The following is a 25,976-nucleotide window of genomic DNA, read 5'->3' as shown; positions in this document are numbered from 1 at the left end:
CCCGGCGGTCGGTCGTACAGTGGGGCCGATGAGCGCGAAGAGCGACGTTGCCGCCCTGATCGAATCGGTCTGTACCGAGCGGGAGCTGGACTGGGAGGCCACCGGCGACGCCACGTACGCGGTCACCCTGCCCGGCACCCACAAGCTCAAGACGATCTGCAACCTGATCGTCGGGGAGCACGCGCTGCGGATCGAGGCGTTCGTCATGCGCCAGCCGGACGAGCGGCGTGAGGAGCTCTGGGCCTGGCTGCTGCAACGCAACTCCCGGATGTACGGGGTCGCCTTCTCCATCGACCGGGTCGGCGACGTCTACCTGACCGGCCGGGTGAACCTGGGCGGGGTGGACGCCGACGAGCTGGACCGCCTCCTCGGCTCGGTGCTCACCTACGCCGACGAGTCGTTCGACTCGATGCTGGAGATCGGCTTCGGCACCGCGATCCGGCGGGAGTGGCAGTGGCGGGTCAAGCGGGGCGAGTCCACCGCGAACCTGGCCGCCTTCGCCCACCTCTTCGAGCCCTCCACCGGCGCGGACACCGGTAACTGACGCTCTCCGGGCGGGTTCGACGGGTTGGTCGCGGGTATGCGGCAGCGCGCGGTGTGGCGTGGTTCGCCTCCACCGTGACCCAGTCGGACTGTCGAGGAGCGTGAACACCCATGGCTCAGCGCAACAGCTCAGGTCGCGGTGGGACCGCGACCAGGACGAAACGGCAGGTGGGCAACCGGACACCGGGTACCCCGGAGATCTCCGAGACCGCGATCGCGCGGATGCGGGTCGACGAACTCCGGATCCGGCTCCGCCGACACGGGGTCTCCGGAGTCTCCGGGCTGCGCAAGCCGGAGCTGGTGAAGGCCCTGGCCCGCGCGATGCGTTCGGCGCGCCGGTCCGGCGGTGCCGGGCGCACCAGCACCGGCCCGGCCGGCCGGGCCGCGCGTTCCGGTGCCCGCGCGACGACGGGAGCGAAGTCGACGCGGGCCAAGGCCGCCCCGGCCCGTACCCGCAAGGCCGCCCCGGCCTCGGCCCGCAAGGCGACCTCGGCGTCGGCCCGCAGGGCGGCTCCGGCGTCGGCCCGCAAGGTCGCCTCGGCCTCGGCCCGCCGGCCGGCTGCGGCCTCGACGACGCGGAAGACGACGGCCGGCAGGTCGGCACCCGCGCGCAAGCCGGCGTCGGCGCGCAAGGCCGCTCCGGCTGGTAGGGCGGCTGCCGGGTCGGCCAGTGGGATCCGGACCGGGCCGGCGACCTCCCGCTCGGTGCGGTCCTCCCAGCGGATCGGCTCGCCGGCGGACCAGCCGGAGCGTCCCGGTCGGAGCCTGGTCACCACCAACCACGAGGTGATCCGCCGGTGGGCCCGGGCCCGGAGCGCGAAGCCGGCGACCATCGCCGGCACCGAGCGCGCCGGCCGGCCGGGGGTGTTGACCTTCAACTTCCCGGGGTACCGGGAGAGCAGCCGGATCCGCGAGATCACCTGGGACGAGTGGTTCCGCACCTTCGACAGCCGTCGGCTGAACCTGATCTTCCAGGAGCAGTTGCGCGACGGACGGCAGAGCAACTTCTTCCGGACCGAGTCTCCGCAACGTTCCGACGGGTGAGGCGTTTACCTCGGGACGGGCCGGGTATCCGCAGGTCAGCCGGGAAGGTCCCAGTCCGGACGAGGCGGTATGTGATCGGCGAGACAGTCGATCCGGGTTGAATCCGCAAACTGGGCGAACTAACTTTATTGCACCGCGTCCGCTCGGAAACGTTCGGGGGAGCGGCGGATCGAGCAGATCCGCGCACCGAGCGGTACGCGATGGGGCGGGTGGGTCAAACCGTTGGGGGACGGTTCCACCTGTCGGACCGGCGGCGCGAGCGGGCGACGCTTACGGGGGTGAGAGTCGCCCGCCGCCGCCGGGCACAGCGAGGGGTACGACGCCCACCACGGTCACCACCGTGGTGGGCGTCGTCGCGTCCGGTCACCCCGGGTGGTCCGCGTCCGGCACCTTCGCTGTCCACGTGGTGGTCGTCACCCGGCACTGCCCGCATGTCCGTTCCGGCCTTCGGGCAGGATGACCGGCATGACTGCTAGCGAAGGGCCCACCGTCGGGACGCTGGTCCTGCTGCGGCACGGCGAGAGCGACTGGAACGCCAAGAACCTCTTCACCGGCTGGGTCGACGTCGACCTGACCGCCAAGGGGGAGACCGAGGCGCGGCGCGGCGGCGAGCTGCTGCGCGAGCACGACCTGCTGCCGGACGTGGTGCACACCAGCCTGATGCGCCGGGCGATCCGCACCGCCGAGCTGGCGCTCAACGCCGCCGACCGGCACTGGATCGCGGTACGCCGCTCGTGGCGGCTCAACGAGCGCCACTACGGTGCCCTGCAGGGCAAGGACAAGAAGCAGACCCTGGAGGAGTACGGCCAGGAGCAGTTCATGCTCTGGCGCCGGTCGTACGACACCCCGCCGCCACCGATCGACGACAACGACGAGTGGTCGCAGGTCGGCGACCCCCGGTACGCGCTGCTGCCCACCGAGCTGATGCCGCGTACCGAGTGCCTCAAGGACGTCGTCGAGCGGATGCTGCCGTACTGGTACGACTCGATCGTGCCGGACATCCTGGCCGGCCGTACCGTGCTGGTGGCCGCGCACGGCAACTCGCTGCGTGCCCTGGTCAAGCACCTCGACCAGGTCTCCGATGCCGAGATCGCCAAGCTGAACATCCCGACCGGCATCCCGCTGCGCTACGACCTGGACGCGCACCTGCGCCCGATCACGCAGGGCGGCACCTACCTGGACCCGACCGCAGCCAAGGAAGCCGCCGCCGCCGTAGCCAACCAAGGCCGCTGAGGTGTAAGGAAGGGCCCCCTGTTAACGCATTCGGTAGAGAAGGGCACCCTTCTCACCCGGGGCCGTTAACAGGGGGCCCTTCCTTCATGAGGGGGTGGGGTGGCCGGTGATGAGGTACACGACGTGTTCGCCGGCGTTGACCGCGTGGTCGGCGAACCGCTCGTAGAAGCGGCCGAGCAGGGTGGCGTCGATCGCCGTCTCCACCCCGTACGGCCAGTCCGCGCCGAGCACCACCCCGAACAGGCCCTTGTGCAGCTCGTCCATGGCGTCGTCGTCGCGGTCCAGCTCGGCGGCGAGCTCGGCGTCGGGGCTGGCGAGCACCGTGGCGATCTTCTCGGCCATCCGGTCGGCCACCCCGGCCATGTCGGTGAAGACCGGCCGCAGCTCCGCCGGTACGGCCGGTGAGGGGTGCCGGCGCAGCGCGGTCTTGGCCACGTGGTCGGCGAGGTCACCCATGCGTTCCAGGTCGGCGGCGACGTGCAGTGCGGTGATCATGGCGCGCAGGTCGGAGGCGACCGGTGCCTGCCGGGCCAGCAGCTCACAGACCCGTTCCTCGACGTCGCGGTACCGGTGGTCGATGTCGCGGTCCCCGGCGATGACCGCCTCGGCCGCCCGACGGTCGGCGGTCAGCAGGGCCCTGGTGGCCTGCCGCATCGCCGCCCGTACCTCCTGGGCCAGCTCCACCAGCAGCTGGCTGACGGTCTGCAGGTCGGCGTGGAACTCGTTGCGCATGGTCACGTCCCGTGGTCGGTGCCGCCGAGGCCGGGGGCCGGCGCCGGCGGGGGTGGTCGTACAGGTGCGCGACCACGGTAGGTCGGTCACCACGGGTCCCGATGGTGCCCCGATGAACTGTGCGGAGCCGAAGGGTTAACTCTTCCGGAAGTGAGCGTGATTCGTCCCTGCCTGCGGGCCCTCAGGTGAACAATGACCCTACGATCGCCAGGTGGAGTGGGCGGTACCGGTCGCGGTGGCCGTCGGCCTGACGGTCGGCCTGGTCGCCGGGTTGCTGCTGCCCAGGGTGAGGTCGACGCGGCGTGGCCGAGCCGCGTCGGGTGCGACCGTCCGGTCCGGCAGGGATTCGATCTTCGGCAGGGGGAGGCCCACGATCGCCGACGACCACCAGGTCGAGGTCTCCGGACTCGGCCGCAGGACGATCGACTCGCTGCGGGCCGGTGTCGTGGTGCTCGGCCCCGACGACGTACCGGTGCTGGTGAACCCGGCCGCCCGGGCGATGGGTCTGCTGCGCGCGGGTGCCCGGCCCGGCACGATGGCCGCCCATCCGTTGATCCGTACCCTGGCCGGGCAGGTGCGGCGCACGGGCGTGCGGCGCGAGATCGAGCTGGACCTGCCGCGTGGCCGCGCCACCGCCGGCCCGGACCCGCTCGGCGTGCACCTGCGCGCGATGGGCATCGGCGGCGGGTTCGTCGCCGTCGAGGCGGCGGACGTGACCGAGTCGCACCGGCTGGCCCGGGTACGCCGGGACTTCGTGGCCAACGTCAGCCACGAGCTGAAGACGCCGATCGGTGCCCTGCAACTGCTCGCCGAGGCGCTGCTGGACGCCACCGAGCCGGCCGGTGCCGACGTGCCCGACCTGTCCGAGGACCTGGTGGCGGCGCGGCGGTTCGCCGAGCGGATCCAGCACGAGTCGACCCGGCTCGGCCGGCTGGTGCAGGAGCTGCTGGAGCTGACCCGGTTGCAGGGCGCCGAGCCGCAGCCGCCGCCGGAGCCGGTCACCGTGGAGTGGGTGTTCGCCGAGGTGCTGGACCGGACCCGGACCAGCGCCGCCGCCCGCCGGGTGGACGTGCAGGTGGAGGCGGAGCCCGGGTTGACCGTGCACGGCAGTGACACCCAGCTCGCCACGGCGGTGGCCAACCTGGTGGAGAACGCGATCAACTACTCCGCCGAGGAGACCGTCGTACGGGTGGTCGCCTGCGCGGCCGACGACGACATCCGGATCGCGGTGACCGACCAGGGCATCGGCATCGCCCCCAACGACGTCGACCGGATCTTCGAGCGGTTCTACCGCGCCGACCAGGCCCGCTCCCGCTCCACCGGCGGTACCGGGCTCGGGCTGGCCATCGTCAAGCACATCGCCAGCAACCATGGCGGACGGGTCGAGGTGTCCAGCACTCTTGGGGGTGGGTCGACGTTCACCCTCCGGTTGCCCGCCCGCCCCCCGGAGGACCTGGCGGCGACACTTTCGTCGGCTGGGATCGAACCCGGTCCGGCCGAGCTACGGCAGGCCTGACAGCGATGGAGAGGAACACCCTGTGAGCCGCGTTCTGGTCGTCGAGGACGAGGAGTCGTTCTCCGACGCGTTGTCGTACATGCTGCGCAAGGAGGGCTTCGACGTCTCCGTCGCGCCGACGGGCACCTCCGCCCTTACCGAGTTCGACCGGACCGGCGCCGACATCGTGCTGCTGGACCTGATGCTGCCGGAGATGTCCGGCACCGAGGTCTGCCGGCAGCTGCGGCAGCGTTCGCACGTACCGATCATCATGGTCACCGCCCGGGACAGCGAGATCGACAAGGTGGTCGGCCTGGAGATCGGGGCCGACGACTACGTGACCAAGCCGTACTCTCCCCGCGAGCTGGTGGCCCGGATCCGGGCGGTGCTGCGCCGACAGACCAACGAGGGCGGCGAGTCCGGTGCGCCGACGCTGGCCGCCGGCCCGGTACGGATGGACATCGAGCGGCACGTGGTCACCGTCGACGGCGCGGCGGTGCAGCTGCCGTTGAAGGAGTTCGAGCTGCTGGAGCTGCTGCTGCGCAACGCCGGCCGGGTGCTCACCCGGGGGCAGCTGATCGACCGGGTCTGGGGTGCCGACTACGTCGGGGACACCAAGACCCTGGACGTGCACGTCAAGCGACTGCGCTCCAAGATCGAGCCGGAGCCGTCCGCGCCGCGCTACATCGTCACCGTCCGGGGCCTGGGCTACAAGTTCGAGCCGTAGGCCGAGCCACCGGCCGTGGCCTGGGCGAGCTGCCCGGCGCGGTCGCGCCGAGGGCTCAGCCGCCGGCCGGGTGCGGGGCGACCTGGCCCTGCCGGAGCCGGGCGGCGCAGAGCTCGGCGAGCTTCGCGTACGCCGGGGCGCCGATCAGCGCGGTCAGCTCCGGGGCGTACGAGACGTACATCGCCTCGGTGCCCACGTGCGCGTCGGTGGACGAGGTGCACCACCAGTGCAGGTCGTGCCCGCCCGCGCCCCAGCCCCGCCGGTCGAACTCGGCGAGGGTGGTGACCAGCATCTTCGTGTCGTCGGGCCGGGTGTGCCAGTCCTGGTCCCGGCGGACCGGCAGCTGCCAGCAGACGTCGGGCTTGTACTCCAGCGGGTGCACCCCGTCGCGCAACGCCTGGGCGTGCAGGGCGCAGCCGCCACCGGCGGGGAAGCTCGCGTCGTTGTGGAACACGCACGGGCCGTCGGCGCTGCGGGTGGCCGTCCGCCGGGCCGGGGTCGTACCGTCGACTGTGTCGTTCTCGGTCCAGTTCTTGAAGCCGCGGCGGTAGTGCTGCCAGGTCTGCGGGGTGAGCCGCTTGACGGCGGCGCGTACCCGGCGCTCGTCGTCGGAGTCGGTGAAGAACGCGCCGTGCGAACAGCAACCGTCGGCGGCGCGGCCCGCCACGATGCCGTGGCACCCCTGACCGAAGATGCAGGTCCAGCGGGAGAGCAGCCAGGTCAGGTCGGCCCGGACCAGGTGGCTGTGGTCGGCCGGATCGACGAACTCGATCCACTCGCGGGGGAAGTCCAGCCCGACCTCCCGGCTGCGCGGCTCCTGCGGGTCGTCGACCAGCGCCCGGATCTCGATCGTCACCGGACCAGGGTACGCCCGCGCGATCCGGACAGCCGGCGAATAGGGTGCCAGCATGCGACTGGGTGTCCTCGACGTGGGTTCGAACACGGTGCATCTGCTGGTGGTGGATGCCCATCACGGCGCGCACCCCTGGCCGGCGCACTCCGAGAAGGTGGTACTCCGGCTGGCCGAACAGCTCGGCCCCGACGGGGCGCTCACCGAGTTCGGCGCGGAATCCCTGGTCAAGGCGGTTGCGGCGGCCCGTGACTCGGCCACCGCGCTGGGCGCCGGTGAGCTGGTCGCCTTCGCCACCTCCGCCGTCCGGGACGCCACCAACGCCGCCGAGGTGCTCGCCCGGGTCCGGGACACCACCGGCGTACGGCTGGAGGTGCTCGCCGGTGACGACGAGGCGCGGATGACGTTCCTCGCGGTGCGGCGCTGGTTCGGCTGGTCCGCCGGCCGGCTGCTGGTGCTGGACATCGGCGGCGGTTCGCTGGAGATCGCGGCGGGCATCGACGAGGACCCGGACGTGGCCGTGTCGCTGCCGCTGGGCGCGGGCCGGCTGACCCGGGACCGGCTGCGGATCACCCCGGACGCCGCCGCGCCGCCCTCGGCCGAGCAGGTCGAGCAACTCCGGGCGTACGTCGACGACCTGCTCGACCCGGTGGCGACCCGGATGGCCGGGGTGGGCTGGGAGCGGCCGGTGGCCACCTCGAAGACCTTCCGTACCCTGGCCCGGCTCGCCGGCGCGGCCCCCTCCGGCGCGGGCCTCTGGGCCCGGCGCAGCCTGACCCGGACCGGCCTGCGGCAGGTGACGGGTTTCATCCGGCACATCCCACCGGCACAGCTCAGCGCGTTGGAGGGGGTCAGCGTCGGCCGTTCCCACCAGCTGCTGGCCGGCGCGGTGGTGGCCGAGGCGGTGATGCGCCGGCTCGGCGTGGACGCGGTGGACATCTGCCCGTGGGCGTTGCGCGAGGGCGTGATCCTGCGCCGACTGGACCAACTCGGACCGATGTGACCCTCGGTGGGCGTGGTGCCACAGTTTGTGACCTCTCGTCACGATGTCGCAACGGGCGCGCGTTACCCTCGACGGTGTGACTACCCGCGTCCCGGTGCTGTTGTCCACCTCCTCCGTCTTCCCCGAACGGACCGCTGCGGCCTTCCAGATGGCCGCCGCGCTCGGCTACGACGGCATCGAGGTGATGGTCTGGACAGACGCCGTCAGCCAGGACGCCGGCGCGCTGCGCGGCCTCGCCGACCACTACGGCGTACCGGTGCTCTCCGTCCACGCCCCGTGCCTGCTGGTCACCCAGCGGGTGTGGAGCCCCGACCCGTGGGAGCGGCTGCGCCGCTCGGCCGAGATGGCCGAGACCCTGGGGGCCTCCACCGTCGTGGTGCACCCGCCGTTCAGCTGGCAACGCGAGTACGCCCGCGGGTTCGCCGAGGGCGTCGACCAGATCGCCGGCCGGTACGAGGGGATCCGCTTCGCGGTGGAGAACATGTACCCGGTCCGGATGGCCGGCCGGCAGTTCGTCCCGTACGTCCCCGGCTGGGATCCCACCGAGGTCGGGTACGCCTCGTACACCCTGGACCTGTCGCACTCCGCCGCCGCGCACACCGACGCCCTGGCGATGGCCGACCGGATGGGCGACGGCCTGGCGCACGTACACCTAGGTGACGGCACCGGCGAGGGGCGCGACGAGCACCTGGTGCCCGGACGCGGCAACCAGCCCTGCGCCGAGCTGCTCCGGTCGCTGGCCGGCCGGGGCTTCACCGGCTCGGTAGCGGTCGAGGTCTCCACCCGGGGCGTCCGCAGCCGGGCGGACCGCGAGTCCGACCTGCGGGAGGCGCTGGACTTCGCCCGCGCCAACCTCACCGCCCCGTCCCCCGCCGACGTCTGAGGTTGTGTAAGGAAGGGCCCCCTGTTAACGCTTTCGGTAGAGAGGCGTGCCCTTCTCACCGGCGGGGGACGCCGTCGGCTCGCGGGAGGGGCCGTCGGCTCGCGGGAGGGGCCGGGTTGATCGGGACCGCAGGGCGTGGCCTTGTGATTCCCGACCGGGCCGGTCGGGTGGGTCAGCGGGCGGGGGTGAGGGAGTCGGTGGGCTGCTCGCCGACCGCGGCGCGCTTGCGGGCGCGGTGGGCGGCCACGTGGGAGCGGGTGGCGCAGCGCTCCGAGCAGAACCGCCGGCAGCAGTTCGACGAGGTGTCCAGGTAGACGTTGCCGCACCGCTCGTCGGCGCAGACCCCGAACCGGGCGCTGCCGTACTCGCAGAGCCACACCGACAGACCCCACACCGCGCCGGCCAGGTACTCCGCGCTCACCGACGCGCCCCGACCGGTCACGTGCATGTGCCAGTCACTGGAGTCGTGACCGGAGATGCGTGGCTGCACCGGATACGCCGCCAGCAGCGCGTTCAGCTCGGCCACCGCCTCGGCGTCCCGCCCGGCGGTGCCGTACTCGAAGACGTCACGTAATCGCTTCTGGGCCCGCCGGAAGATCGTCAGATCGCGGTCCGCGATTTCGTCACGCATCCAGGCGTTCTCGTCCGGGATCAGACCCCGTACGGTGTCGAGGTCGTCCAGCCGGGCGTTGACCAGGTCAACGCCGGTCCGGGCGTACGCGTCGAAGTTCACCCCCCAACGGTAGACGACGTGCGGAACACCGGCCCGTCGATGTCCGGCGAAGGTAGCGATACGTCGATGTCCGCCCGGTTCTGCCCAGCCTGGCCTGGTCCTGCCCAGCCTGGCCGGGTCCTATGCGGCGTGGTCCGGTCCTACGCGGCGTGGTCCGGTTCTGCCCAGCCTGGCCGGTCCTACGCGGCGTGGTCCGGTCCTGCGCAGCCTGGCGGGTCCTACGCGGCGTGGTCCGAGTCCTGCGCGGCGTGGTCCGGTCCTGCGCCCCGCGCCGACGGGCTTGCCGACACGTCCCGGCCGTGACATGGGTCCCCGGCCGGTGAGAGGGGCACCCCGCTCTACCGAAGGCGTTAACAGGGGGCCCTTCCTTACAAGCGTGCTGCCCCGGGGGCGGGGGGTCCCGCCGAGGGTTACGCTCGGCTCATGCTCCGTTCGGTCATTCTCGCCGCGTCCCGCTCGACCCGGGTCGAGCGGCTCGTCGCGACGGCCCCGTTCACCAGGGACGTCGTCCGCCGGTTCGTCGCCGGGGAGGGCACCGACGACGCGTTGCGCGCGACCCGGGAGCTCGTCGCCGACGGGTTGACCGTCACCCTGGACAACCTGGGTGAGGACGTGGTCACCGCCGAGCAGGCCGCCGCCACCCGCGACGAGTACCGCACCCTGCTGGGGGTGTTGCGGGCTGCCGGGCTCACCCCGGCCGCCGAGGTCAGCGTCAAGCTCTCGGCGCTGGGCCAGCGGGTCGACGAACAGCTGGCCTACGACAACGCCAAGGCGGTCTGCGTGGCGGCCCAGGAGGCGGGCACCACGGTGACCCTGGACATGGAGGACCACACCACCACCGACTCCACTTTGGACATCCTGGCCAGGCTGCGCGAGGACCATCCGTCGACCGGCGCGGTGCTCCAGGCGTACCTGCGGCGTACCGAGTCGGACTGTCGTGACCTGGCCACCGCCGGTTCCCGGGTCCGGCTGTGCAAGGGCGCCTACAAGGAGCCGGAGTCGGTGGCCTACCAGGCCGCCCGGGACGTCGACAAGTCGTACGTCCGCTGCCTGAACATCCTGATGGCCGGCGACGGCTATCCGATGCTGGCCACCCACGACCCGCGCATGATCGCCATCGGTGAGGACCGGGCCCGCTGGTTCGACCGGGGCCCGGACCGGTTCGAGTTCCAGATGCTGTACGGCATCCGACCCGAGGAGCAGGCCCGGCTGGTCGCGGAGGGCCACACCGTGCGCACCTACCTGCCCTACGGCCAGGACTGGTACGGCTACCTGATGCGCCGCCTCGCCGAACGCCCCGCCAACCTGGCCTTCTTCGGCCGCGCCCTCGCCTCGAAGAAGTAACCTCCGGCATGCGGTTGGCGCGGGGCGACGGGACCATCGCCTACGAGGTGCACGGTGCCGGACCTCTGGTGGTCCTCGCCCATGGCATGGGGGAGGACCGCGCCTCCTTCCGGCACCTGGTGCCGCTGCTGGTCCGGGCCGGTTACCGGGTCGCCTCGGTCGACGTACGGGGCCACGGCGAATCCAGCCCGCACTGGCCGTCGTACGCCCCGGCCGAGGTCGGCGGCGACCTGCTGGCCGTGGTACGTACCCTCGGCGGCCCGGCCACCCTGGTCGGCAGCTCGTCCAGCGGTGCGGCCGTGGTCTTCGCCGCCGTCGAGGCCCCCGACCTGGTCGACGGGATCGTGCAGGTGGCCCCGTTCGTCGCCGTACCGAGGCCGAACCTGGTGCGGCGACTGGCCCAGGCCGTCGTGCTGCGCAGCCCCCGGTTGTTCGGCCGGTTCCACCGCACGCTCTTCCCGGCCGCCCGGCCGCCCGACGACGCCGCGTACCGGGCGCGGTTGGTGGCCGGGCTGCGCGGGCGGATGGCCGCGGTACGCGGGGTGGTCGCGCCGGTCGCGCCACACTGGACCGAACGGGCCGCCGCCGTACGCCAGCCGGTGCTCATCCTGATGGGGACGAGGGACCCGGACTTCGGTGACCCGGGTGCCGAGGCGCGGGCCGCCCGCCGCCGGTTCCGCACCGCCGAGGCCCGCATGATCGCCGACTCCGGTCACTACCCGCACGCCGACCAGCCGGCCGCCACCGCCGCCCAACTCGTCGAGTTCCTGGCGGTCACCACCCGCCGCACGCGATGACCCGGGTGGTCGCGACCGATCCCACCGGAGGTGCGGCCTTCGGAGGGGCCACGAAGCTTGCCGGGCAAGCCGGAGACCAAGTCGGCTTTGACTGGCTGCGCGGGTTTGCCGTCAAGAGTGCACGGCGGCTATCGGCGCAACCGCACCAGAACGCAGCGGCGAAGCAATGGGCGTCGGGGAGCGTACCTGGAAGCAAAGTGCGTTATGTCAGGTATTCCGGACCAAAGGGGTGGCGGTCTGTCGGTGGATCGATGATGGATTCACAAGGTCGTATCAAGGGACCGAGTGCGGGACGGGCGTGCCCTCGATGAGTTGGTTTCTTCTCGCGTTTGAGCGTCGGGGCGATGCGCTGGTGTCAGAGGTTCGCATGCCGCAACTCATCGATGACGATGTGGTTGCTGGATATGTTGGGTGGCATCCAAATTTGCGGGGGGACTCGTTCCCGATCTCCGGTATTCATCTCCTGGGCTTGATGGCATCGTGTTTGCTGGTGTGGGACGAAGATAATTGTGAGTATTTTCTGGAGTTCCGAGCCGGATAGGCTGTGGGAAGTGGTAATCGGGCCAGCGTTTTGGTCAGCAGTCGCCTGGGTGGCCGGCGCGTCCGGTGCAGCGTCGGCCGTTGCCGAGGAGTCGGTCGCAGAAGATCCGGTGGTGTACGCCTTGGTCGTCTTCGTACGACACGGTGGTTTCGGTGCGGTCGATGTTGCCGAGGAAGCTGACGGCGCGGGTGATGACGCGGGCGTAGCGGCGGGCGGTGTCGAGGTTGTCGGCGACCACGGGTAGGTGGACGACGAAGCGTTCGGTGCTCATCGGTTGCCCCCTGGGGTGAACTGGGACTGCCAGGTGCGTAGCGCCGTCTTGATTCGGGTGTTCTCCTCGGTGGCGGTGGTCAGGGCGTGGCGGGTGGTGGCGAGTTCGCTGGCGACGCGGTGGAGGTGGGCGTACACGTCGGTGGGGTGGAGGCCGCGGCGGACGGTGCGGAAGTGTCGGTTGCGGATCTGGGTGATGGTGAGGCGGGGGCAGGAGTCGGCGCGGTACCAGCCGTCGTGCGGTGATCGGCGTCCGGCGGGTGGTGCCGGTGGGTGGTGCGGCGTGGGTGGTGTCGCCCTGATCGGCGGTACGGCCCCGGAGCCAACCTGGTTGTCCACGCTCGGAAGGGTTTGCCGAACCAACCGGAGCCGGACGCAGATCAAGAGCGGTGAACTCAAGCCCGGCGACAAGCTGCCCTCGACCCGGGACCTCGCCGAGGCGTACCAGGTCCACATGAACACGGCCTCGCGCGCGCTTTCGTTGCTTCACGACCGGGAGCTCATCACCGGGCAGCCCGGCCGAGGCACCTACGTCGCCGAGCGGCCTGGTCGGTAGCCCGGGCAGTGGTCCCGCCCTGCCGCCGCTCGACGTGCTGCTGCCCCTCGCGGGGATCGGCTGAGCCCTCCCTGGCCTGTTAGTGGGGTACCCCGCTCGACCGTAAGCGTTAACAGGGGGCCCTTCCTTGCACTACGGGGGGATGAGTTGGGGAAGGGATCGCGCCGGTCACAGCCGTCCCGCTACGGTACTGGTAACACGCGCGTTGCCGGGCCGGTGGGGGAGCCGTCGGTACGGCGCGCGCCGGGCATGGGATGGGTCGGTGGGCCATGGCCGGATCGCAGTCCGACGGTCGGCTGTCGGACGTCAGGTTCCTCACCGTTGCCGAGGTGGCGACGGTGATGCGGGTGTCGAAGATGACCGTCTACCGGTTGGTGCACAGCGGTGAGCTGGCCGCCGTCCGGGTGGGTCGCTCGTTCCGGGTGCCGGAGCACGCGGTGCACGAGTACCTCCGGGGTGCGTTCCAGGAAACCGCCTGACCTTACCGGACGGGTTCGTCACCGAGAGTGACGGTCGGTGTGGTGGAGGGCGACGTAACGGGCATCGACGGGGGCGCGTTGGTCCTGCTGATCGTCTGCGGCTACCCTGGGACTCGACCGAGACCGCAGTGCGGTGTGCCCCGATGCCACCTGGCAGGTCCGGTTCGTTGTCCGTAAGCGGTCGCCGACGCCACCCGATGGTGTCTTCCGGTCCGCCCCGCACGTTGCATCGAAAGGCTGTCGTATGGGCTCGGTGGTCAAGAAGCGTCGCAAGCGCATGGCAAAGAAGAAGCACCGCAAGCTGCTGCGCAAGACCCGCGTCCAGCGTCGTCGTCTCGGCAAGTGACCGGTGCCGGGCTTCGGCCCGGCTCCCGGTGACACTTGCCTACTGTCGATCCCCGGAGGCTCAGGTGATCAGGCCGCGGAACTCCCGGCTCGGTCCCGGCTGCCGGGTCAGGTGCACGACATGACCCCCGGTGCCGAGTCAGGCGTGCCGGGGGTCGTCGTCGTGACCGGCGTCGGGCGGTACCTCGGCGCACACGTCGCGGCCCGGTTGGCCGCCGACCCCCGCGTGGCCCGGGTGATCGGGGTGGACTCGGCCCCGCCCAGCGCCGAGTTGGCAGGTGTGCTGGACCGGGTGGAGCGGGTCCGGGTCGTACCGGGTGACCTCGGTGGACTCCTCGGCGACCTGGACGTCGACGCGGTGGTGCACCTTGCCCTGGTCAGCGCGCCCGACAAGCAGCACGGCGGCCGGGCGGCGATGAAGGACCAGAACGTCATCGGCACCATGCAGCTGCTCGCCGCCTGCCAGCGGGCGCCCCGGCTGCGCAAGCTGGTGGTCCGCTCGTCGACCGCCGCCTACGGCGCGTCGTTCCGCGACCCGGCCGTCTTCACCGAGGACACCGAGCCGCGCGAGGTGCCGCGCGGTGGGTTCGCCCGGGACATCCTCGACATCGAGGGGTACGTCCGGGGTTTCCGGCGCCGTCGGCCCGACGTGACCGCGACGGTGCTGCGCTTCGCCCCGTTCATCGGCTCCACCGCCGACACCACGCTCACCAGGTACTTCTCCCAGCCGCTGGTGCCGACGATCTTCGGCCGGGACGCCCGGTTGCAGTTCGTGCACTTCGACGACGCGCTGGAGGTGCTGTACCGGTCGATCGTCGAGGACCACCCCGGCACCTACAACGTCGCCGGCTCCGGGGTGCTCTCACTCTCCCAGGCGATCCGCCGGGCCGGCCGGGTCGCCGTACCGGTGCTGGAGCCCGGCCTCTCCGGGGCCGCCGCGCTCGCCCGCAGCCTCGGCTTCGGCCGCTACGGGCTCGACCAGGTCGACCTCTTCGTGCACGGCCGGGTGGTCGACACCAGCCGGCTGGAGCAGGAGTACGCCTTCACGCCGCGCAGCACCGCCGCCGCCTTCGACGACTTCATCCGCGCCCACCAGGGCGGGGTGCTGGTCACCCGGGACCGGCTGGCCGCCGCGGAACAGTCCGTCCTGGAGGGCATCCGCCAGGTGCGAGCAGCCGTACGGGAGCGGTCGTGACCGGGGCGGGGCAGTCGGGGGACGGTACCCGGGGCCGACGTTTCGACGTACCGCTGACCGTGGCGGAACCGGACGCGGAGCCGGCGCGCCGCAACGGACACCGCCTCACCGCGGACCCGGCCGCCGTGGAGCCGGCCGCCGCGAAGCCGACCGCCGCCGCGGAGCCGGCCGCCGTGTCCGGGGCGGAGCCGTCTGCCGCGTCCGGCGCGGACCCGGCGGTCAGCGCGGACCCGGGTGGCAACGGGGTGGCGGAAGGTCAGCCCGGTGGTGGGACGTCCCGGTCGGTGCCGGACCGGCCGGCGGACGACTGGGACCGGCGGGTGGCCGCCGGGTTGGCGTTCCTGCGCAAACGGCTCTCCGGTGACTACGAGGTCGACGAGTTCGGCTTCGACCCCGAGCTGACCGGCAAGGTCCTCCACCCGCTGCTGCGCCTGCTGTACCGGGACTGGTTCCGCACCGAGGTCACCGGGATGGAACACGTCCCGGCCGACACCGCCGGGCTGGTGGTGGGCAACCACTCCGGCACGGTGGCGCTGGACGCGTTGATCCTCTCCGCCGCCCTGCACGACCAGCATCCGGCCCGCCGTTTTCTTCGCCTGCTCGGTGCCGACCTGGTCTTCCGGATGCCGGTGGTCTCCGAGCTGGCCCGCAAGTCCGGTGCCACGGTGGCCTGCAACCCGGACGCCGAGCGCCTGCTCGGCGCCGGTGAGCTGGTCGGGGTCTTCCCCGAGGGGTACAAGGGCATCGGCAAGCTCTACTCCGACCGGTACAAGCTGCAACGGTTCGGTCGGGGCGGGTTCGTCTCGGCGGCCCTGCGCACCGGCACCCCGATCGTGCCGGTGGCGATCGTCGGGGCGGAGGAGACCTATCCGATGCTCGCCGACATCAAGCCGCTGGCCCGGCTGCTCAAGCTGCCGTACTTCCCGGTGACGCCTACCTTCCCCTGGCTGGGGCCGTTGGGCATGGTGCCGTTGCCGAGCAAGTGGCTGATCGAGTTCTGCCCACCGATCCCCACCGCGCACCTACGGGACGCCGCCGACGATCCGCTGGTGGTCTTCAACCTCGCCGACCAGGTGCGGGAGACCATCCAGCAGACCGTGCACCAGTTACTCGAACGGCGCCCGGACCCGTTCGGCCCCTGAGGCCGTCAGTTGGTGCGCAGGCGTCGGTTCAGGGCCAGCCCGGCGGTGACCGCTCCGGCGAGTAGTCCGGCGGCGGCCGTCGACGGTACCGCGATCTTCACGGCGCGGCGGCCGGTGCGGAAGTCGCGCACCTCCCACCCGCGTCGGCGGGCCTGGCGCAGCAGGGTGGCGTCGGGGTTGACGGCGACCGCCCGGCCGACCGCCGAGAGCATCGGCAGGTCGTTGGCGGAGTCGCTGTACGCGGCGCAGCGGGACAGCTCCAGCCCCTCGACGGTGGCGAGCTGCCCGACCGCCTCGGCCTTCGCCGGCCCGTGCATCAGGTCGCCGACCAGCCGGCCGGTGTACGCCCCGTCGGCGACCTCCGCCACCGTGCCGATCGCGCCGGTGAGCCCGAGCCGGGCGGCGATCACCCGACCGATCTCCACCGGGGCGGCGCTGACCAGCCAGACCCGCTGGCCGTCGGCGAGGTGGCGCTCGGCGAGGCGGCGGGTACCGGCCCAGATCCGGGGGGCCATCAGCTCGTCGAAGATCTCCTCGGCGAGGCGTTCCACATCGGCCACCCGCCAGCCCTCGATGAAGGCGAGGGCGGCCTCCTTGGCCTGGGACATGTCCCCGGCGTGCTCGGTGGCGAGCACCCGGAACCGGAGCTGTTGCCAGGCGAACCGGGCCAGGTCGCCGGTGGTGACGTACTTGCGGGCGGCCATTCCCCGGGCGAACCAGTAGAGCGAGGCGCCCTGCATCATGGTGTTGTCCACGTCGAAGAAGGCTGCGGCACCCGGGTCGGCCTCCGGCGGGGCCGGCGGCGCCAGCCCGCTCTCGGCCCAACCGGCGGTGTGCCCGTGGACGTCGGTGCTGATCGTGACCTTGCCGTTGTCGGCCACCGTCAGCTCCCTCCGCTCGACGACCGCGAGGCCTGCACCTGAGAGCCTAGCGTGATCCGCGAGGCAACCGGCCGGACCGCGACGACAGGCCCCCGGCCGGCGGGCCGGAACGCCCAGCTGGCGACAAGCGGGACCGTCGGGAGCGCGCTGGGCGGGAGCGCCCGGCGGGCGGTGGGCCGGGGCGGGCGGTGCCGGGGCGGGCCGGATCGGGCCCGCCCCGGCAGGTCCGCCGGCCGCTGTGCCGGCGGCCGACCGAGGTGTCGGTCGGCCGCTGGTCAGCGGCAGGTAGCGGGGACGGGACCGAGACTGTCGGTGTGGGCCGTCATCGGCAGGCCACAGCCGATCGCCTCGCGGAACGCGTCGGCGCGCTTCCCGGCGGTGTCCAGCAGGGCGACGGACTGGCGGATCCGTTCCCGTTCGGTGCGGGAGGCACCGTGGAACAGGCCGTTGATCGATCGGCGTTGCCCGCTGCGGAAGCTGTCCACCGCCGCCAGACCGGCCGGATCGGCGCGCTGCGCGACGGTGGTGAAGAGCAGCCGGAGGCCCTCGCGGGTGTCGTCGTCCATGTCGTCGAGCACCCGGTCGAACCCGATCTTGTCGCCGCGCATGGTGGCGGCCTCGTCGGTCCGGGTCCGGGCGAAGTCGAGGAAGAGCTGGCCCCGGCTCAGGTCCGAGCTGGCGAGCGCGAGCTGGGCCCGCTCGGTGGAGCGCTTCATGCCGTACAGGGGATCACCGGGTACGGCGTTCTCGCTGGCCGCGGAGATGCCGGAGACGGCGATGGCGCCGGCGGCGATACCGGCGAAGATCGCCAACCGGGCCCGGGCCCGGCGTGCCGTGACCGCCGGCAGCAGCGGCATCCGGGTGGGCGCGGCGGCGGTCGGCTGCCGCCGGGCCGGCACGGTCTCGGCGGGCGCGATCACCGTCGCACCGATCCCCTCCCGCTCGGCGGTGGCGATCAGCATCGCGCGCAGGCCGGTCCGGAAGCCGGGGTCGACCTCGACGACGGGGGGGTCGGCGGCGAGCTGTCGCCCGACCCCGACCAGCGTCGTGAGTTGATCGTCCACCCGGGACCGGACGTGGTGCCGACGGCCGCCGTTGGCTTCGTCGAGAAGCTGGGCGAAGCGCTCAGCGCGTCGACGCAAGAAGAGGTCCGTGTCCACCGCAGGCACCCCCTCTCGCTGCTCACGGCCGGTCGGCCGTGGTCGTTACCAGCGACCGGGGGCAGCGGAACACCGACGTACGAGGCCGTTGCCGGCGGTGCTGCCGGACCATGGGGCCCGGCGGGCTGCCGAGGCAACCACCGGTCGCACCCGGAAAAACGGTGCGCCCCGGGTCCCGGTTACGGGACCCGGGGTCACGAAATCGCCCCGGTCGTCCGGCCGCCCGTCGGAGCAGGGGTCACGGCTGGAAACCGTCCGGCAGGAGCCGGGCCAGCGCCCGTACCGCCCGGTACTGGAGGGCCTTGATCGCGCCCTCGTTCTTGCCCATCGCGCGGGCGGTCTCGGCGACCGAGAAGCCCTGCAGGAACCGGAGCACGATGCACTCCTGCTGCTCGGGGTTGAGCTGCTTGACCGCCCTGAGCAGGGCGACGTTGGTGATGTGCTCGACCACCGCCGCCTCCGGGCTGCCCTCCGGCCCGCGGTCCTCGCGGTCGGCGTCGAGCACGTCGCCGGTGGTCACCTCCAGCCGGTACCGGCCGGACTTGAAGTGGTCGGCGACCAGGTTCCGGGCGATGGTGACCAACCAGGCACCCAGGTCCCGGCCCTGCCAGGTGACGCTGCCGATGCGTTTCAGCGCCCGCAGGAAGGTGTCCGAGGTCAGGTCCTCGGCCAGTTGGCGGTTGCCGACCCGGAAGTAGACGAACCGGAACACCGTGTCCACGTACCGGTCGTAGAGCAGGCCGAACGCCTCGGACTCACCGGCCTGGGCGCGCTCGACCAGGCTCCAGACCGCGGTGGCCGGGTCGGAGGGGTCCGGGCGGCTCGGGAAGCCGTTGCCGTTGCCGTTGCTCTGGCCCGGGGTGGGGTCGGCGGCCGGTACCGCCGGCAGGACCGTGGTCTCGGCGGCGGCCGGGTCGGCCGGGGGCGGCTGCTCGCTACCCCGACGCCCCTGCACGGGCATGGTCGGTCGGGCGGGGACCGCCACCCGACCACCACCGGTCGGCTTGGCGTTCCCGCCGGGTAACCCGGGTCGGGCAGCGGACTCGTTGTGATGTGGTCGGTTGCGCGACTGCCGGGCCGCGTCCTCCTCGTGCGCCGGGCGACTGAGCATGTCGTCCACGGACGTACGGGCCGCGACCAGCCGTTCGTTGAGGGCGGCCCGCACCGCCGGGGCGCTGAGCCCGGTGGGTGGCTCGACCCAGCCCGAGGCGGTCACCGGGCGTCTCCCGGTCCGGTCCCGGCGTACCGGGCCACGACGCGCGGCACCGCGCCGGGGCCGACCGGTCGGTCGGGTAGCACTGCTCCGGGGTACGCCGACGCACGGCAGATCCCCATGAGGTGATGGTTCAATGCGCTCACAGGCACGGGGGCCTCCTCGGGCTGAGGGGTGTCAACTCACGGCAAATGGGGTGAGTCGACCCGAGTGATGATAAGGGCCGACGTCACCCGTGCGTGGTAAGTCCGTTACACAGAGCGGAAGTATTCCGTCCCTGTCGGTCCCCCGCCGGACCGTTTGTCCGTCGGGGGCGTTTGACTTTCCCGGGGTGGTTGATACGTGAATCGTGCCTGCTCGCGGTGCCTGTGCGGGGTTCGCACGAACTGTCGGGCCGGTGCTGTGCCACACTCGGCCGACGACCGTCCGCCACCGGAGGTAACCGATGTCCACCGACGCCCGGCTCACCCTGATCACCCGCCCCGGCTGTCACCTGTGTGACGACGCCAAGGCGGCGCTGGACCGGGTGGTGGCGGTGACCGGTGACAAGTGGATCGAGAAGGACGTCAGCGGCGACATCGAGTTGGAACGGGAGTACGGCGAGCGACTGCCGGTGGTCCTGCTGGACGGCAGGGAGCACGGTTACTGGCGGGTGGAGGAGGAGCGGCTGTTGCGCGACCTCACCACTCCGCAGCTCTAGCGGGCAGGGCCTCGCCCGCAGTTCTGGCGAGCCAGGCCCCGCCGCACTCTGGCCAGCGACGTCCCGGCCGTCCATGGGCCGGTCCGCCGGGGTCTACGGTCGGTGTGATCGATCTTGTGGAATGGGGTCCGGACGGCTCGACCGTGGCCGATCAGCAAGATCGCGATTTGTGCACGTCTTCACAAGCGCCTACTCTTGAGGTCCGACGCGCCCTGCTAGCACAGCCGGCCAGACCGGTTGCAGGCGGGAGTCCCGAAACGGCCGGCGACGAAAGCCGGCAGAGGATCGCACCGCACGGAGTCTCATGAGTCAGCATCGTCACCCTGGCGCGTCCGGCCGCGCCGGTGTCGTACCGTCGCTTCCGGACCTACCCGAAGCGACGGTCGCGCGACTCCCCGAGTACCTCCGGGCCCTGCACAACCTCGCCGAAAGCGGACACGAGACGGTCTCCAGCGAAGGGCTCGCCGCGGCTGCCGGGGTCAACTCGGCCAAGCTCCGCAAGGATCTCTCCCAGCTCGGCTCGTACGGCACCCGGGGCGTCGGCTACGACGTCGCGCTGCTGATCGAGCAGATCGAGTACGTGCTCGGGCTCACCCAGCGACGCGGGGTCGCCCTGGTCGGGGTGGGTAATCTCGGTCACGCCCTGGCCGGGTACGACGGCTTCGTCAGCCGGGGTTTCCGGATCGCCGCCCTGCTCGACGCCGACCCGCAACGCGTCGGTGAGGAGATCAACGGGCTGGTCGTCCGGCACGTCGACGAGCTGCCCCGGATCGCCGCCGAGGAGGCCATCGCGATCGGGGTGATCGCCACCCCGGCCCCCGCCGCCCAGGCGGTCGCCGACCAGCTCGTCGCCGTCGGCGTGACGAGCATCCTCAACTTCGCTCCGTGCGTACTCTCGGTGCCGGCGGGGGTCGACGTGCGCAAGGTCGACCTCGCCATCGAGTTGCAGATCCTGTCCTTCCACGAGCACCGTAAGGCGTCCCGCACCGGACTGGCCGCCGCTGGCGGGTCCACCCTCACCGCGCTGCCCGGCGGGCTCGCGGCCCCCGACACCCAGGAGGCGATCGGCACGTGAGACTGCTTGTCGTCGGTGCGTCCTACCGCACCGCTCCGGTCGCCGTCCTGGAACAGGTAGCGGTCGGTCCCGCCGACCTCACCCGCACCCTGGACCGCCTGGTCGCCCAGCCGTTCGTGGCCGAGGCGGTGCTCGTCTCCACCTGCAACCGGGTGGAGGTGTACGCCGCCGTGTCCGGCTTCCACGGCGGCCTCGACGACATCTGCGCGGTCCTCGCCGAGCAGGCCGGCTGCCTGCCCGCCGCGCTCGCCGACCATCTCTACGTGCACTTCGACGCCGCCGCGGTCGAGCACGTCTTCCGGGTCGCCGCCGGCCTGGACTCGATGGTGGTGGGCGAGGCGCAGATCCTCGGCCAGCTGCGTGACGCGTACCACTGGGCCAGCGGGGCGGAGACCGCCGGCCGGCTCCTGCACGAGCTGATGCAGCAGGCGCTGCGGGTGGGCAAGCGGGCGCACGCCGAGACCGGCATCGACCGGGCCGGCCAGAGCGTGGTGACCGCCGCGCTCGGGCTGGCCGCGGGGCACCTCGACGGCGACCTCGCCGCCCGGCCGGCCCTGGTGGTCGGGGCCGGCGCGATGGGTGCCCTCGGCGTGGCGACCCTCTCCCGCCTGGGCGCCGGTCCGCTGACGGTGACCAACCGGGGGGCCGACCGGGCCGTCCGGCTGGCCGAGTCGTACGGGGCTAACGCGGCGCCGATCGCCGACCTGACCGCAGCGCTCTCCACAGTGGACATCGTAGTGGCCGCCACGGCGGCCACCGAACCGGTCCTCACCCGGGCCGTGGTCGCTCGGGCGCTGGCCGACCGGGATCCGGCCCGGGGGCCACTGGTCCTGCTCGACCTGGCCGTTCCCCGGGACGTGGAGCCCGGCGTCGCCGAGCTGGCCGGCGTCGAAGTGATCGACATCGACCGGATGGCCGCCGTCCTGGCCGACGGCCCGGCCGCCCACGACACCGCCGCGGTGCAGCGGATCGTCGCCGCCGAGGTCGAGGCCTTCCTCACCTGGCTGCGCGGTGCCGACGTGGCGCCCACCGTGGCCGCGTTGCGGGGCCGGGCCGACGACGTGGTCAGCGTGGAACTGCGGCGGCTGGCGCAGCGTCGACCGGATCTCAGCGACGAGCAGCGGGCCGAGGTGGCGCGTACGGTGCACCGGGTGGTCCAGCGGTTGCTGCACCAGCCCACCGTGCGGGTGCGGCAGTTGGCCGCGGAGCCCGGCGGCGACCAGTACACGGCCCTGCTGCGCGAGCTGTTCGACCTTCAGGTGCCGCAGACCGCACCGGTCGGCACCGTCCCCGACGTGGTCGACGCCGACACCGAACCCGTCCCCGACGTGGTCGCCACCGACACCGTCCCGCACTTCGGAGGTGAACGATGACCAGGCCGCTGCGCCTCGGTACCCGGGGCAGCGCGTTGGCGATGGCCCAGTCCGGGCAGGTCGCCGAGGCCCTCACCGCCGCCACCGGGCGCGCGGTCGAGCTGGTCGAGGTGGTCACCGCCGGGGACCGCTCGACCGCACCGGTGGCCTCGCTCGGCGTCGGTGTCTTCGTCTCCGCCCTGCGCGACGCCCTCACCGCGCACACCATCGACTTCGCGGTGCACTCCTACAAGGATCTGCCCACCGCGGACGCGGCCGGACTGCACATCGCGGCGGTGCCGCCCCGGCAGGACCCGCGCGACGCGCTGGTCGCCACGGGCGGACGTACTCTCGCCGAGCTGCCGGCCGGAGCCCGGGTGGGCACCGGCGCGCTGCGTCGGGCCGCCCAGCTGCACGCGCTCGGGGCGCAGCTGGAGGTGACCCCGATCCGGGGCAACGTCGACACCCGCCTGCGGCGGGTGCTCGGCCCACAGGCCGATCTCGACGCGGTGGTGCTGGCCCGGGCCGGGCTGGCCCGACTGGGCCGCGCCGACGAGATCACCGAGACGCTCGACCCGATGCTGATGCTGCCCGCGCCCGCCCAGGGCGCGCTGGCGGTGGAGTGCCGGGCCGACGACCCGGAACTGGTGGAGCTGCTCACCGTGCTCGACCACGCACCGTCGCGCGCCGCGGTCACCGCGGAACGGGCGTTGCTGGCCACCCTGGAGGCCGGGTGCTCCGCCCCGGTCGCCGCCTACGCCGTGCTCGCCGAGGGCGAGCAGGGCGAGGAGATCTACCTGCGCGGGGCGGTGATCAGCCCGGACGGCACCCGAGACCTCCGGCTGTCCCGCACCGGTACGCCCGCCGAGGCGGCGGAGATCGGCAAGGCCCTCGCCGCCGAACTCCTCGACCTCGGTGCCGACTCGATCCTCGGCCAGGACGGACCTGCCGCCCCGGGGACCCAGCACATTGGGAGCACAGAATGACCCGCACCCGTAAGCCCGCAGGCCGTATCGCGTTCGTCGGGGCTGGACCCGGCGACCCGGGCCTGCTGACCCGCCGGGCGTTCGACGCCCTGGTCGACGCCGACCAGGTGGTGTACGACCGGGGGGTCCCCGAGTCGCTGCTCACCGCCGTGCGGACCCAGGCCCGGCCCGACACCCAGTTCAGCCCGGCGGAGGGCGTGCCGGGGGACGTGGCGAAGGTGCTGATCTCGGCGGCCCGCTCCGGGTTGAACGCGGTGCACCTGGTCGCCGGCGACCCGTTCGGGCACGACTCGGTGGTCAAGGAGGTGCAGGCGGTGGCGCGTACCGCCGCGCACTTCGAGGTGGTGCCGGGGGTCAGCCAGGCCGAGGGGGTGGCCACCTACGCCGGTGTGCCGCTGCCCGGGGTGCGTACCGCCGCCGACGTCTCCGACGTCGCCACGCTGGACTTCGAGGCGCTCGCCGCCGCGGTGTCCCGGGGCTCGCTGGCGCTGGCGGTCGACGCCGGTGACCTGGCCGCGATCCGCGACGGTCTGCTCGCCGCCGGGGTCGACGGGACGACCGCGGTCGGGGTGACCGGCGACGGCACCGGGGAGACCCAGTACACCACCGCCTCGACGGTGGACAGCTTCGTCGCCGCGGCGCTCGGCTTCACCGGCCGGGTGGTGCTCACCCTCGGTGCGGGGGTCGGCCAGCGGGACAAGCTGAGCTGGTGGGAGAACCGCCCGCTGTACGGCTGGAAGGTGCTGGTCCCCCGGACCAAGGAGCAGGCCGGGGTGATGAGTGCCCGGCTGCGCGCGTACGGGGCGATCCCGTGCGAGGTGCCGACCATCGCGGTGGAGCCGCCGCGGACCCCGGCGCAGATGGAGCGGGCGGTCAAGGGTCTGGTCGACGGCAGGTACGCCTGGGTCATCTTCACCTCGGTCAACGCGGTGCGGGCGGTCTGGGAGAAGTTCGCCGAGCACGGTCTGGACGCCCGGCACTTCGGCGGCGTCAAGATCGCCTGTATCGGGGACGCCACCGCCGAGGCGGTCCGCGCCTTCGGCATCCAGCCCGAGCTGGTCCCGGCCGGTGAGCAGTCCTCCGAGGGGCTGCTTGCCGAGTTCTCCCCGCACGACGAGATCCTCGACCCGGTCGGCCGGGTGCTGCTGCCGCGCGCCGACATCGCCACCGAGACGCTGGCCGCCGGCCTCACCGAGCGGGGCTGGGAGGTCGACGACGTGACCGCGTACCGGACGGTGCGGGCCGCGCCGCCGCCGGCCGAGATCCGCGACGCGATCAAGTCGGGTGGCTTCGACGCGGTGCTCTTCACCTCGTCCTCCACCGTGCGCAACCTGGTGGGTATCGCCGGCAAGCCGCACGCGCGTACCGTGGTCGCTGTCATCGGGCCCAAGACGGCGGAGACCGCCACCGAGTTCGGCCTGCGGGTCGACGTGCAGCCGCCGCACGCCTCGGTCCCCGACCTGGTGGAGGCGCTCGCCGCCTACGCCGTGGAGTTGCGCGAGAAGCTGGCCGCCATGCCGGCCAAGCAGCGTCGCGGCTCCAAGGTGCAGGGCCCCACCGCGCTCAGGTTCCGCTAGCCCTCAGGTTCCACCAGCCTTCAGGCTCCAGCCCTCAGGTTCCGCTAGTCGTTCACGGAGGTCCGCATGCCGTACCCCGAGATCCGGCCCCGCCGGCTGCGCCGCACCCCGGCGGTGCGCCGGCTGGTCTCCGAGACCCGGGTGGCCCCGGCCGAGCTGGTGCTGCCGATGTTCGTCCGGGAGGGGCTGGCCGAGCCACGGCCGGTCGCCTCGCTGCCGGGGGTGTTCCAGCACTCCCGGGACTCGCTGCGCAAGGCCGCCGTCGAGGCGGTCCAGGCCGGGGTCGGCGGGATCATGCTCTTCGGGGTGCCGGCCGAGCGGGACGCCACCGGCTCGGGCGGCATCGACCCGGCGGGCATCCTGAACGTGGCCATCCGGGACGTGGTCGCCGAGGTCGGTGACGCGACCGTGGTGATGAGCGACCTCTGCCTGGACGAGTTCACCTCGCACGGGCACTGCGGCCTGCTCGGCCCGGACGGTGACGTCGACAACGACGCCACCCTGGCCGCCTACGCGGAGATGGCGGTCGCCCAGGCCGCCGCCGGGGTCGGCGTGGTCGGCCCGTCCGGGATGATGGACGGCCAGGTCGGGGTGGTCCGCCGGGCGCTCGACGCGGCCGGGCACGCCGACGTCGCGGTGCTGGCCTACGCCGCCAAGTACGCCTCGGCGTTCTTCGGTCCGTTCCGGGACGCGGTGGAGTCGGCGCTGGAGGGCGACCGGCGCACCTACCAGCAGGACCCGGCGAACCTGCGGGAGTCGCTGCGCGAGGTGGCGCTGGACGTCGCCGAGGGCGCCGACCTGGTCATGGTCAAGCCGGCCCTGCCCTACCTGGACGTGGTCGCCGCGGTCCGGGCCGCGGTGGACGTCCCGGTCGCCGCCTACCAGGTCTCCGGCGAGTACGCGATGGTCGAGGCCGCCGCCGCGAACGGCTGGATCGACCGGGAACGGGTGATCCTGGAGACGCTCACCTCGATCCGGCGGGCCGGTGCGGGCGTCATCCTCACCTACTGGGCCACCGAGGCCGCCCGGCTGCTCCGCGAGCGTTACTGACCCCCGGCGCGCCGCCGGTGCTCCCGGGGCCGCCCACGCCCCGGGCCGGCAGGTCAGCCCCGGGCCGCCG

Annotated in this window: 27 protein-coding genes and 1 pseudogene; 20 read left to right on the top strand and 8 right to left on the bottom strand. The window is 72.7% G+C overall.

Annotated features, from left to right (window positions below; genetic code table 11):
- Window positions 1-28: 28 nt before the first annotated feature.
- The 3 genes from GA0070617_RS26495 to GA0070617_RS26485 all read left to right on the top strand — a co-directional run bounded on the left by GA0070617_RS26495 (window position 29) and on the right by GA0070617_RS26485 (window position 2,820).
- Window positions 29-544, top strand: a complete 516-nt coding sequence (locus GA0070617_RS26495) for a type III secretion system chaperone family protein (protein ID WP_091444480.1) — start codon at window positions 29-31, stop codon at window positions 542-544.
- Window positions 545-654: 110 nt separating this feature from the next.
- Window positions 655-1,587 (top strand): hypothetical protein, encoded by a 933-nt coding sequence (locus tag GA0070617_RS26490; protein WP_091444475.1) that lies wholly within the window; start codon window positions 655-657, stop codon window positions 1,585-1,587.
- A 465-nt stretch (window positions 1,588-2,052) separates the two neighbouring features.
- Window positions 2,053-2,820 (top strand): phosphoglyceromutase, encoded by a 768-nt coding sequence (locus tag GA0070617_RS26485; protein WP_091447472.1) that lies wholly within the window; start codon window positions 2,053-2,055, stop codon window positions 2,818-2,820.
- A gap of 84 nt (window positions 2,821-2,904) precedes the next feature.
- On the opposite strand, the gene phoU is transcribed toward GA0070617_RS26485, so the two are convergent.
- Entirely contained in the window at window positions 2,905-3,552 is a 648-nt protein-coding gene (gene phoU, locus GA0070617_RS26480) for a phosphate signaling complex protein PhoU (RefSeq protein ID WP_091447468.1), read from the bottom strand.
- Window positions 3,553-3,763: 211 nt separating this feature from the next.
- Here phoU and GA0070617_RS26475 point away from each other — a divergent pair, with 211 nt between their 5' ends.
- Entirely contained in the window at window positions 3,764-5,068 is a 1,305-nt protein-coding gene (locus tag GA0070617_RS26475) for a sensor histidine kinase (RefSeq protein ID WP_091444472.1), read from the top strand.
- A gap of 22 nt (window positions 5,069-5,090) precedes the next feature.
- On the top strand, window positions 5,091-5,774 hold the full coding sequence (locus GA0070617_RS26470; protein WP_091444468.1) for a response regulator transcription factor: 684 nt from the start codon (window positions 5,091-5,093) through the stop codon (window positions 5,772-5,774).
- 55 nt (window positions 5,775-5,829) lie between these two features.
- Here the strand turns inward: GA0070617_RS26470 and GA0070617_RS26465 are convergent, their stop codons facing one another.
- Complete coding sequence (locus tag GA0070617_RS26465; protein ID WP_091444465.1) at window positions 5,830-6,630, bottom strand: DUF3109 family protein; 801 nt, start codon at window positions 6,628-6,630, stop codon at window positions 5,830-5,832.
- A 52-nt stretch (window positions 6,631-6,682) separates the two neighbouring features.
- Here GA0070617_RS26465 and GA0070617_RS26460 point away from each other — a divergent pair, with 52 nt between their 5' ends.
- Both GA0070617_RS26460 and GA0070617_RS26455 read left to right on the top strand, forming a co-directional pair.
- The gene (locus tag GA0070617_RS26460) at window positions 6,683-7,627 is read left to right on the top strand and encodes a Ppx/GppA phosphatase family protein (protein ID WP_091444461.1); all 945 of its coding nucleotides are present in this window, start codon (window positions 6,683-6,685) and stop codon (window positions 7,625-7,627) included.
- Window positions 7,628-7,703: 76 nt separating this feature from the next.
- Complete coding sequence (locus GA0070617_RS26455; protein WP_175440663.1) at window positions 7,704-8,510, top strand: sugar phosphate isomerase/epimerase family protein; 807 nt, start codon at window positions 7,704-7,706, stop codon at window positions 8,508-8,510.
- Window positions 8,511-8,682: 172 nt separating this feature from the next.
- Here the strand turns inward: GA0070617_RS26455 and GA0070617_RS26450 are convergent, their stop codons facing one another.
- Window positions 8,683-9,243 (bottom strand): CGNR zinc finger domain-containing protein, encoded by a 561-nt coding sequence (locus GA0070617_RS26450; protein WP_091444455.1) that lies wholly within the window; start codon window positions 9,241-9,243, stop codon window positions 8,683-8,685.
- Between the two features lie 423 nt (window positions 9,244-9,666).
- Between GA0070617_RS26450 and GA0070617_RS26445 the strand changes: the two genes are divergently transcribed.
- Window positions 9,667-10,587 carry a proline dehydrogenase family protein gene (locus GA0070617_RS26445; protein WP_091444445.1) on the top strand — a complete coding sequence of 307 codons (921 nt, stop codon included), beginning with the start codon at window positions 9,667-9,669 and terminating at the stop codon, window positions 10,585-10,587.
- Between the two features lie 8 nt (window positions 10,588-10,595).
- A complete protein-coding gene (locus GA0070617_RS26440) occupies window positions 10,596-11,384 on the top strand; it encodes an alpha/beta fold hydrolase (RefSeq protein WP_091444404.1) in 789 nt (262 codons plus the stop codon).
- Window positions 11,385-11,959: 575 nt separating this feature from the next.
- Here the strand turns inward: GA0070617_RS26440 and GA0070617_RS26435 are convergent.
- A complete protein-coding gene (locus tag GA0070617_RS26435; protein WP_091444399.1) occupies window positions 11,960-12,196 on the bottom strand; it encodes a hypothetical protein in 237 nt (78 codons plus the stop codon).
- The gene (locus tag GA0070617_RS26430) at window positions 12,193-12,534 is read right to left on the bottom strand and encodes a DivIVA domain-containing protein (RefSeq protein WP_229688432.1); all 342 of its coding nucleotides are present in this window, start codon (window positions 12,532-12,534) and stop codon (window positions 12,193-12,195) included. The genes GA0070617_RS26435 and GA0070617_RS26430 overlap by 4 nt, the downstream gene beginning before the upstream one ends.
- Between GA0070617_RS26430 and GA0070617_RS31855 the strand changes: the two genes are divergently transcribed.
- The 5 genes from GA0070617_RS31855 to GA0070617_RS26405 all read left to right on the top strand — a co-directional run bounded on the left by GA0070617_RS31855 (window position 12,479) and on the right by GA0070617_RS26405 (window position 15,912).
- Window positions 12,479-12,751, top strand: a complete 273-nt coding sequence (locus tag GA0070617_RS31855; RefSeq protein WP_373868364.1) for a GntR family transcriptional regulator — start codon at window positions 12,479-12,481, stop codon at window positions 12,749-12,751. The two genes, GA0070617_RS26430 and GA0070617_RS31855, sit on opposite strands and share 56 nt — an antisense overlap.
- 269 nt (window positions 12,752-13,020) lie before the next feature.
- On the top strand, window positions 13,021-13,230 hold the full coding sequence (locus tag GA0070617_RS26420) for a helix-turn-helix domain-containing protein (RefSeq protein ID WP_067367634.1): 210 nt from the start codon (window positions 13,021-13,023) through the stop codon (window positions 13,228-13,230).
- A 244-nt stretch (window positions 13,231-13,474) separates the two neighbouring features.
- Window positions 13,475-13,576 (top strand): 30S ribosomal protein bS22, encoded by a 102-nt coding sequence (locus GA0070617_RS26415; RefSeq protein WP_007465623.1) that lies wholly within the window; start codon window positions 13,475-13,477, stop codon window positions 13,574-13,576.
- 120 nt (window positions 13,577-13,696) lie between these two features.
- Entirely contained in the window at window positions 13,697-14,770 is a 1,074-nt protein-coding gene (locus tag GA0070617_RS26410; RefSeq protein WP_091444396.1) for an NAD-dependent epimerase/dehydratase family protein, read from the top strand.
- 284 nt (window positions 14,771-15,054) lie between these two features.
- Window positions 15,055-15,912 carry a lysophospholipid acyltransferase family protein gene (locus GA0070617_RS26405; protein ID WP_175440823.1) on the top strand — a complete coding sequence of 286 codons (858 nt, stop codon included), beginning with the start codon at window positions 15,055-15,057 and terminating at the stop codon, window positions 15,910-15,912.
- Between the two features lie 5 nt (window positions 15,913-15,917).
- Here the strand turns inward: GA0070617_RS26405 and GA0070617_RS26400 are convergent, their stop codons facing one another.
- The 3 genes and pseudogenes from GA0070617_RS26400 to GA0070617_RS26390 all read right to left on the bottom strand — a co-directional run.
- Window positions 15,918-16,910, bottom strand: coding sequence for an HAD family hydrolase (locus GA0070617_RS26400; protein WP_373868369.1), 993 nt, complete (start codon window positions 16,908-16,910; stop codon window positions 15,918-15,920).
- A gap of 158 nt (window positions 16,911-17,068) precedes the next feature.
- Window positions 17,069-17,953 carry a DUF5667 domain-containing protein gene (locus GA0070617_RS26395; protein ID WP_091444385.1) on the bottom strand — a complete coding sequence of 295 codons (885 nt, stop codon included), beginning with the start codon at window positions 17,951-17,953 and terminating at the stop codon, window positions 17,069-17,071.
- Between the two features lie 238 nt (window positions 17,954-18,191).
- Window positions 18,192-19,019, bottom strand: a pseudogene (locus GA0070617_RS26390) (ECF subfamily RNA polymerase sigma factor, BldN family); the annotation flags it as partial.
- A gap of 592 nt (window positions 19,020-19,611) precedes the next feature.
- On the opposite strand from GA0070617_RS26390, the gene GA0070617_RS26385 reads away from it, so the two are divergent.
- The 6 genes from GA0070617_RS26385 to hemB all read left to right on the top strand — a co-directional run bounded on the left by GA0070617_RS26385 (window position 19,612) and on the right by hemB (window position 25,906).
- On the top strand, window positions 19,612-19,866 hold the full coding sequence (locus GA0070617_RS26385; protein WP_091444376.1) for a glutaredoxin family protein: 255 nt from the start codon (window positions 19,612-19,614) through the stop codon (window positions 19,864-19,866).
- 304 nt (window positions 19,867-20,170) lie between these two features.
- A complete protein-coding gene (locus GA0070617_RS26380) occupies window positions 20,171-20,941 on the top strand; it encodes a redox-sensing transcriptional repressor Rex (protein ID WP_091444372.1) in 771 nt (256 codons plus the stop codon).
- Entirely contained in the window at window positions 20,938-22,314 is a 1,377-nt protein-coding gene (locus GA0070617_RS26375; RefSeq protein WP_091444368.1) for a glutamyl-tRNA reductase, read from the top strand. Before GA0070617_RS26380 ends, GA0070617_RS26375 begins: the two co-directional genes overlap by 4 nt.
- Window positions 22,311-23,279 carry a hydroxymethylbilane synthase gene (gene hemC / locus GA0070617_RS26370; protein WP_091444365.1) on the top strand — a complete coding sequence of 323 codons (969 nt, stop codon included), beginning with the start codon at window positions 22,311-22,313 and terminating at the stop codon, window positions 23,277-23,279. The genes GA0070617_RS26375 and hemC overlap by 4 nt, the downstream gene beginning before the upstream one ends.
- The gene (locus tag GA0070617_RS26365; RefSeq protein WP_091444363.1) at window positions 23,276-24,856 is read left to right on the top strand and encodes a bifunctional uroporphyrinogen-III C-methyltransferase/uroporphyrinogen-III synthase; all 1,581 of its coding nucleotides are present in this window, start codon (window positions 23,276-23,278) and stop codon (window positions 24,854-24,856) included. The genes hemC and GA0070617_RS26365 overlap by 4 nt, the downstream gene beginning before the upstream one ends.
- A gap of 66 nt (window positions 24,857-24,922) precedes the next feature.
- Window positions 24,923-25,906 (top strand): porphobilinogen synthase, encoded by a 984-nt coding sequence (gene hemB, locus GA0070617_RS26360; RefSeq protein ID WP_091444361.1) that lies wholly within the window; start codon window positions 24,923-24,925, stop codon window positions 25,904-25,906.
- Window positions 25,907-25,976 lie beyond the last annotated feature (70 nt).

The sequence above is a fragment of the Micromonospora yangpuensis genome (assembly GCF_900091615.1).
Classification (GTDB): Bacteria; Actinomycetota; Actinomycetes; order Mycobacteriales; family Micromonosporaceae; genus Micromonospora; species Micromonospora yangpuensis.
This window is presented reverse-complemented; position numbering and strand designations above follow the sequence as displayed.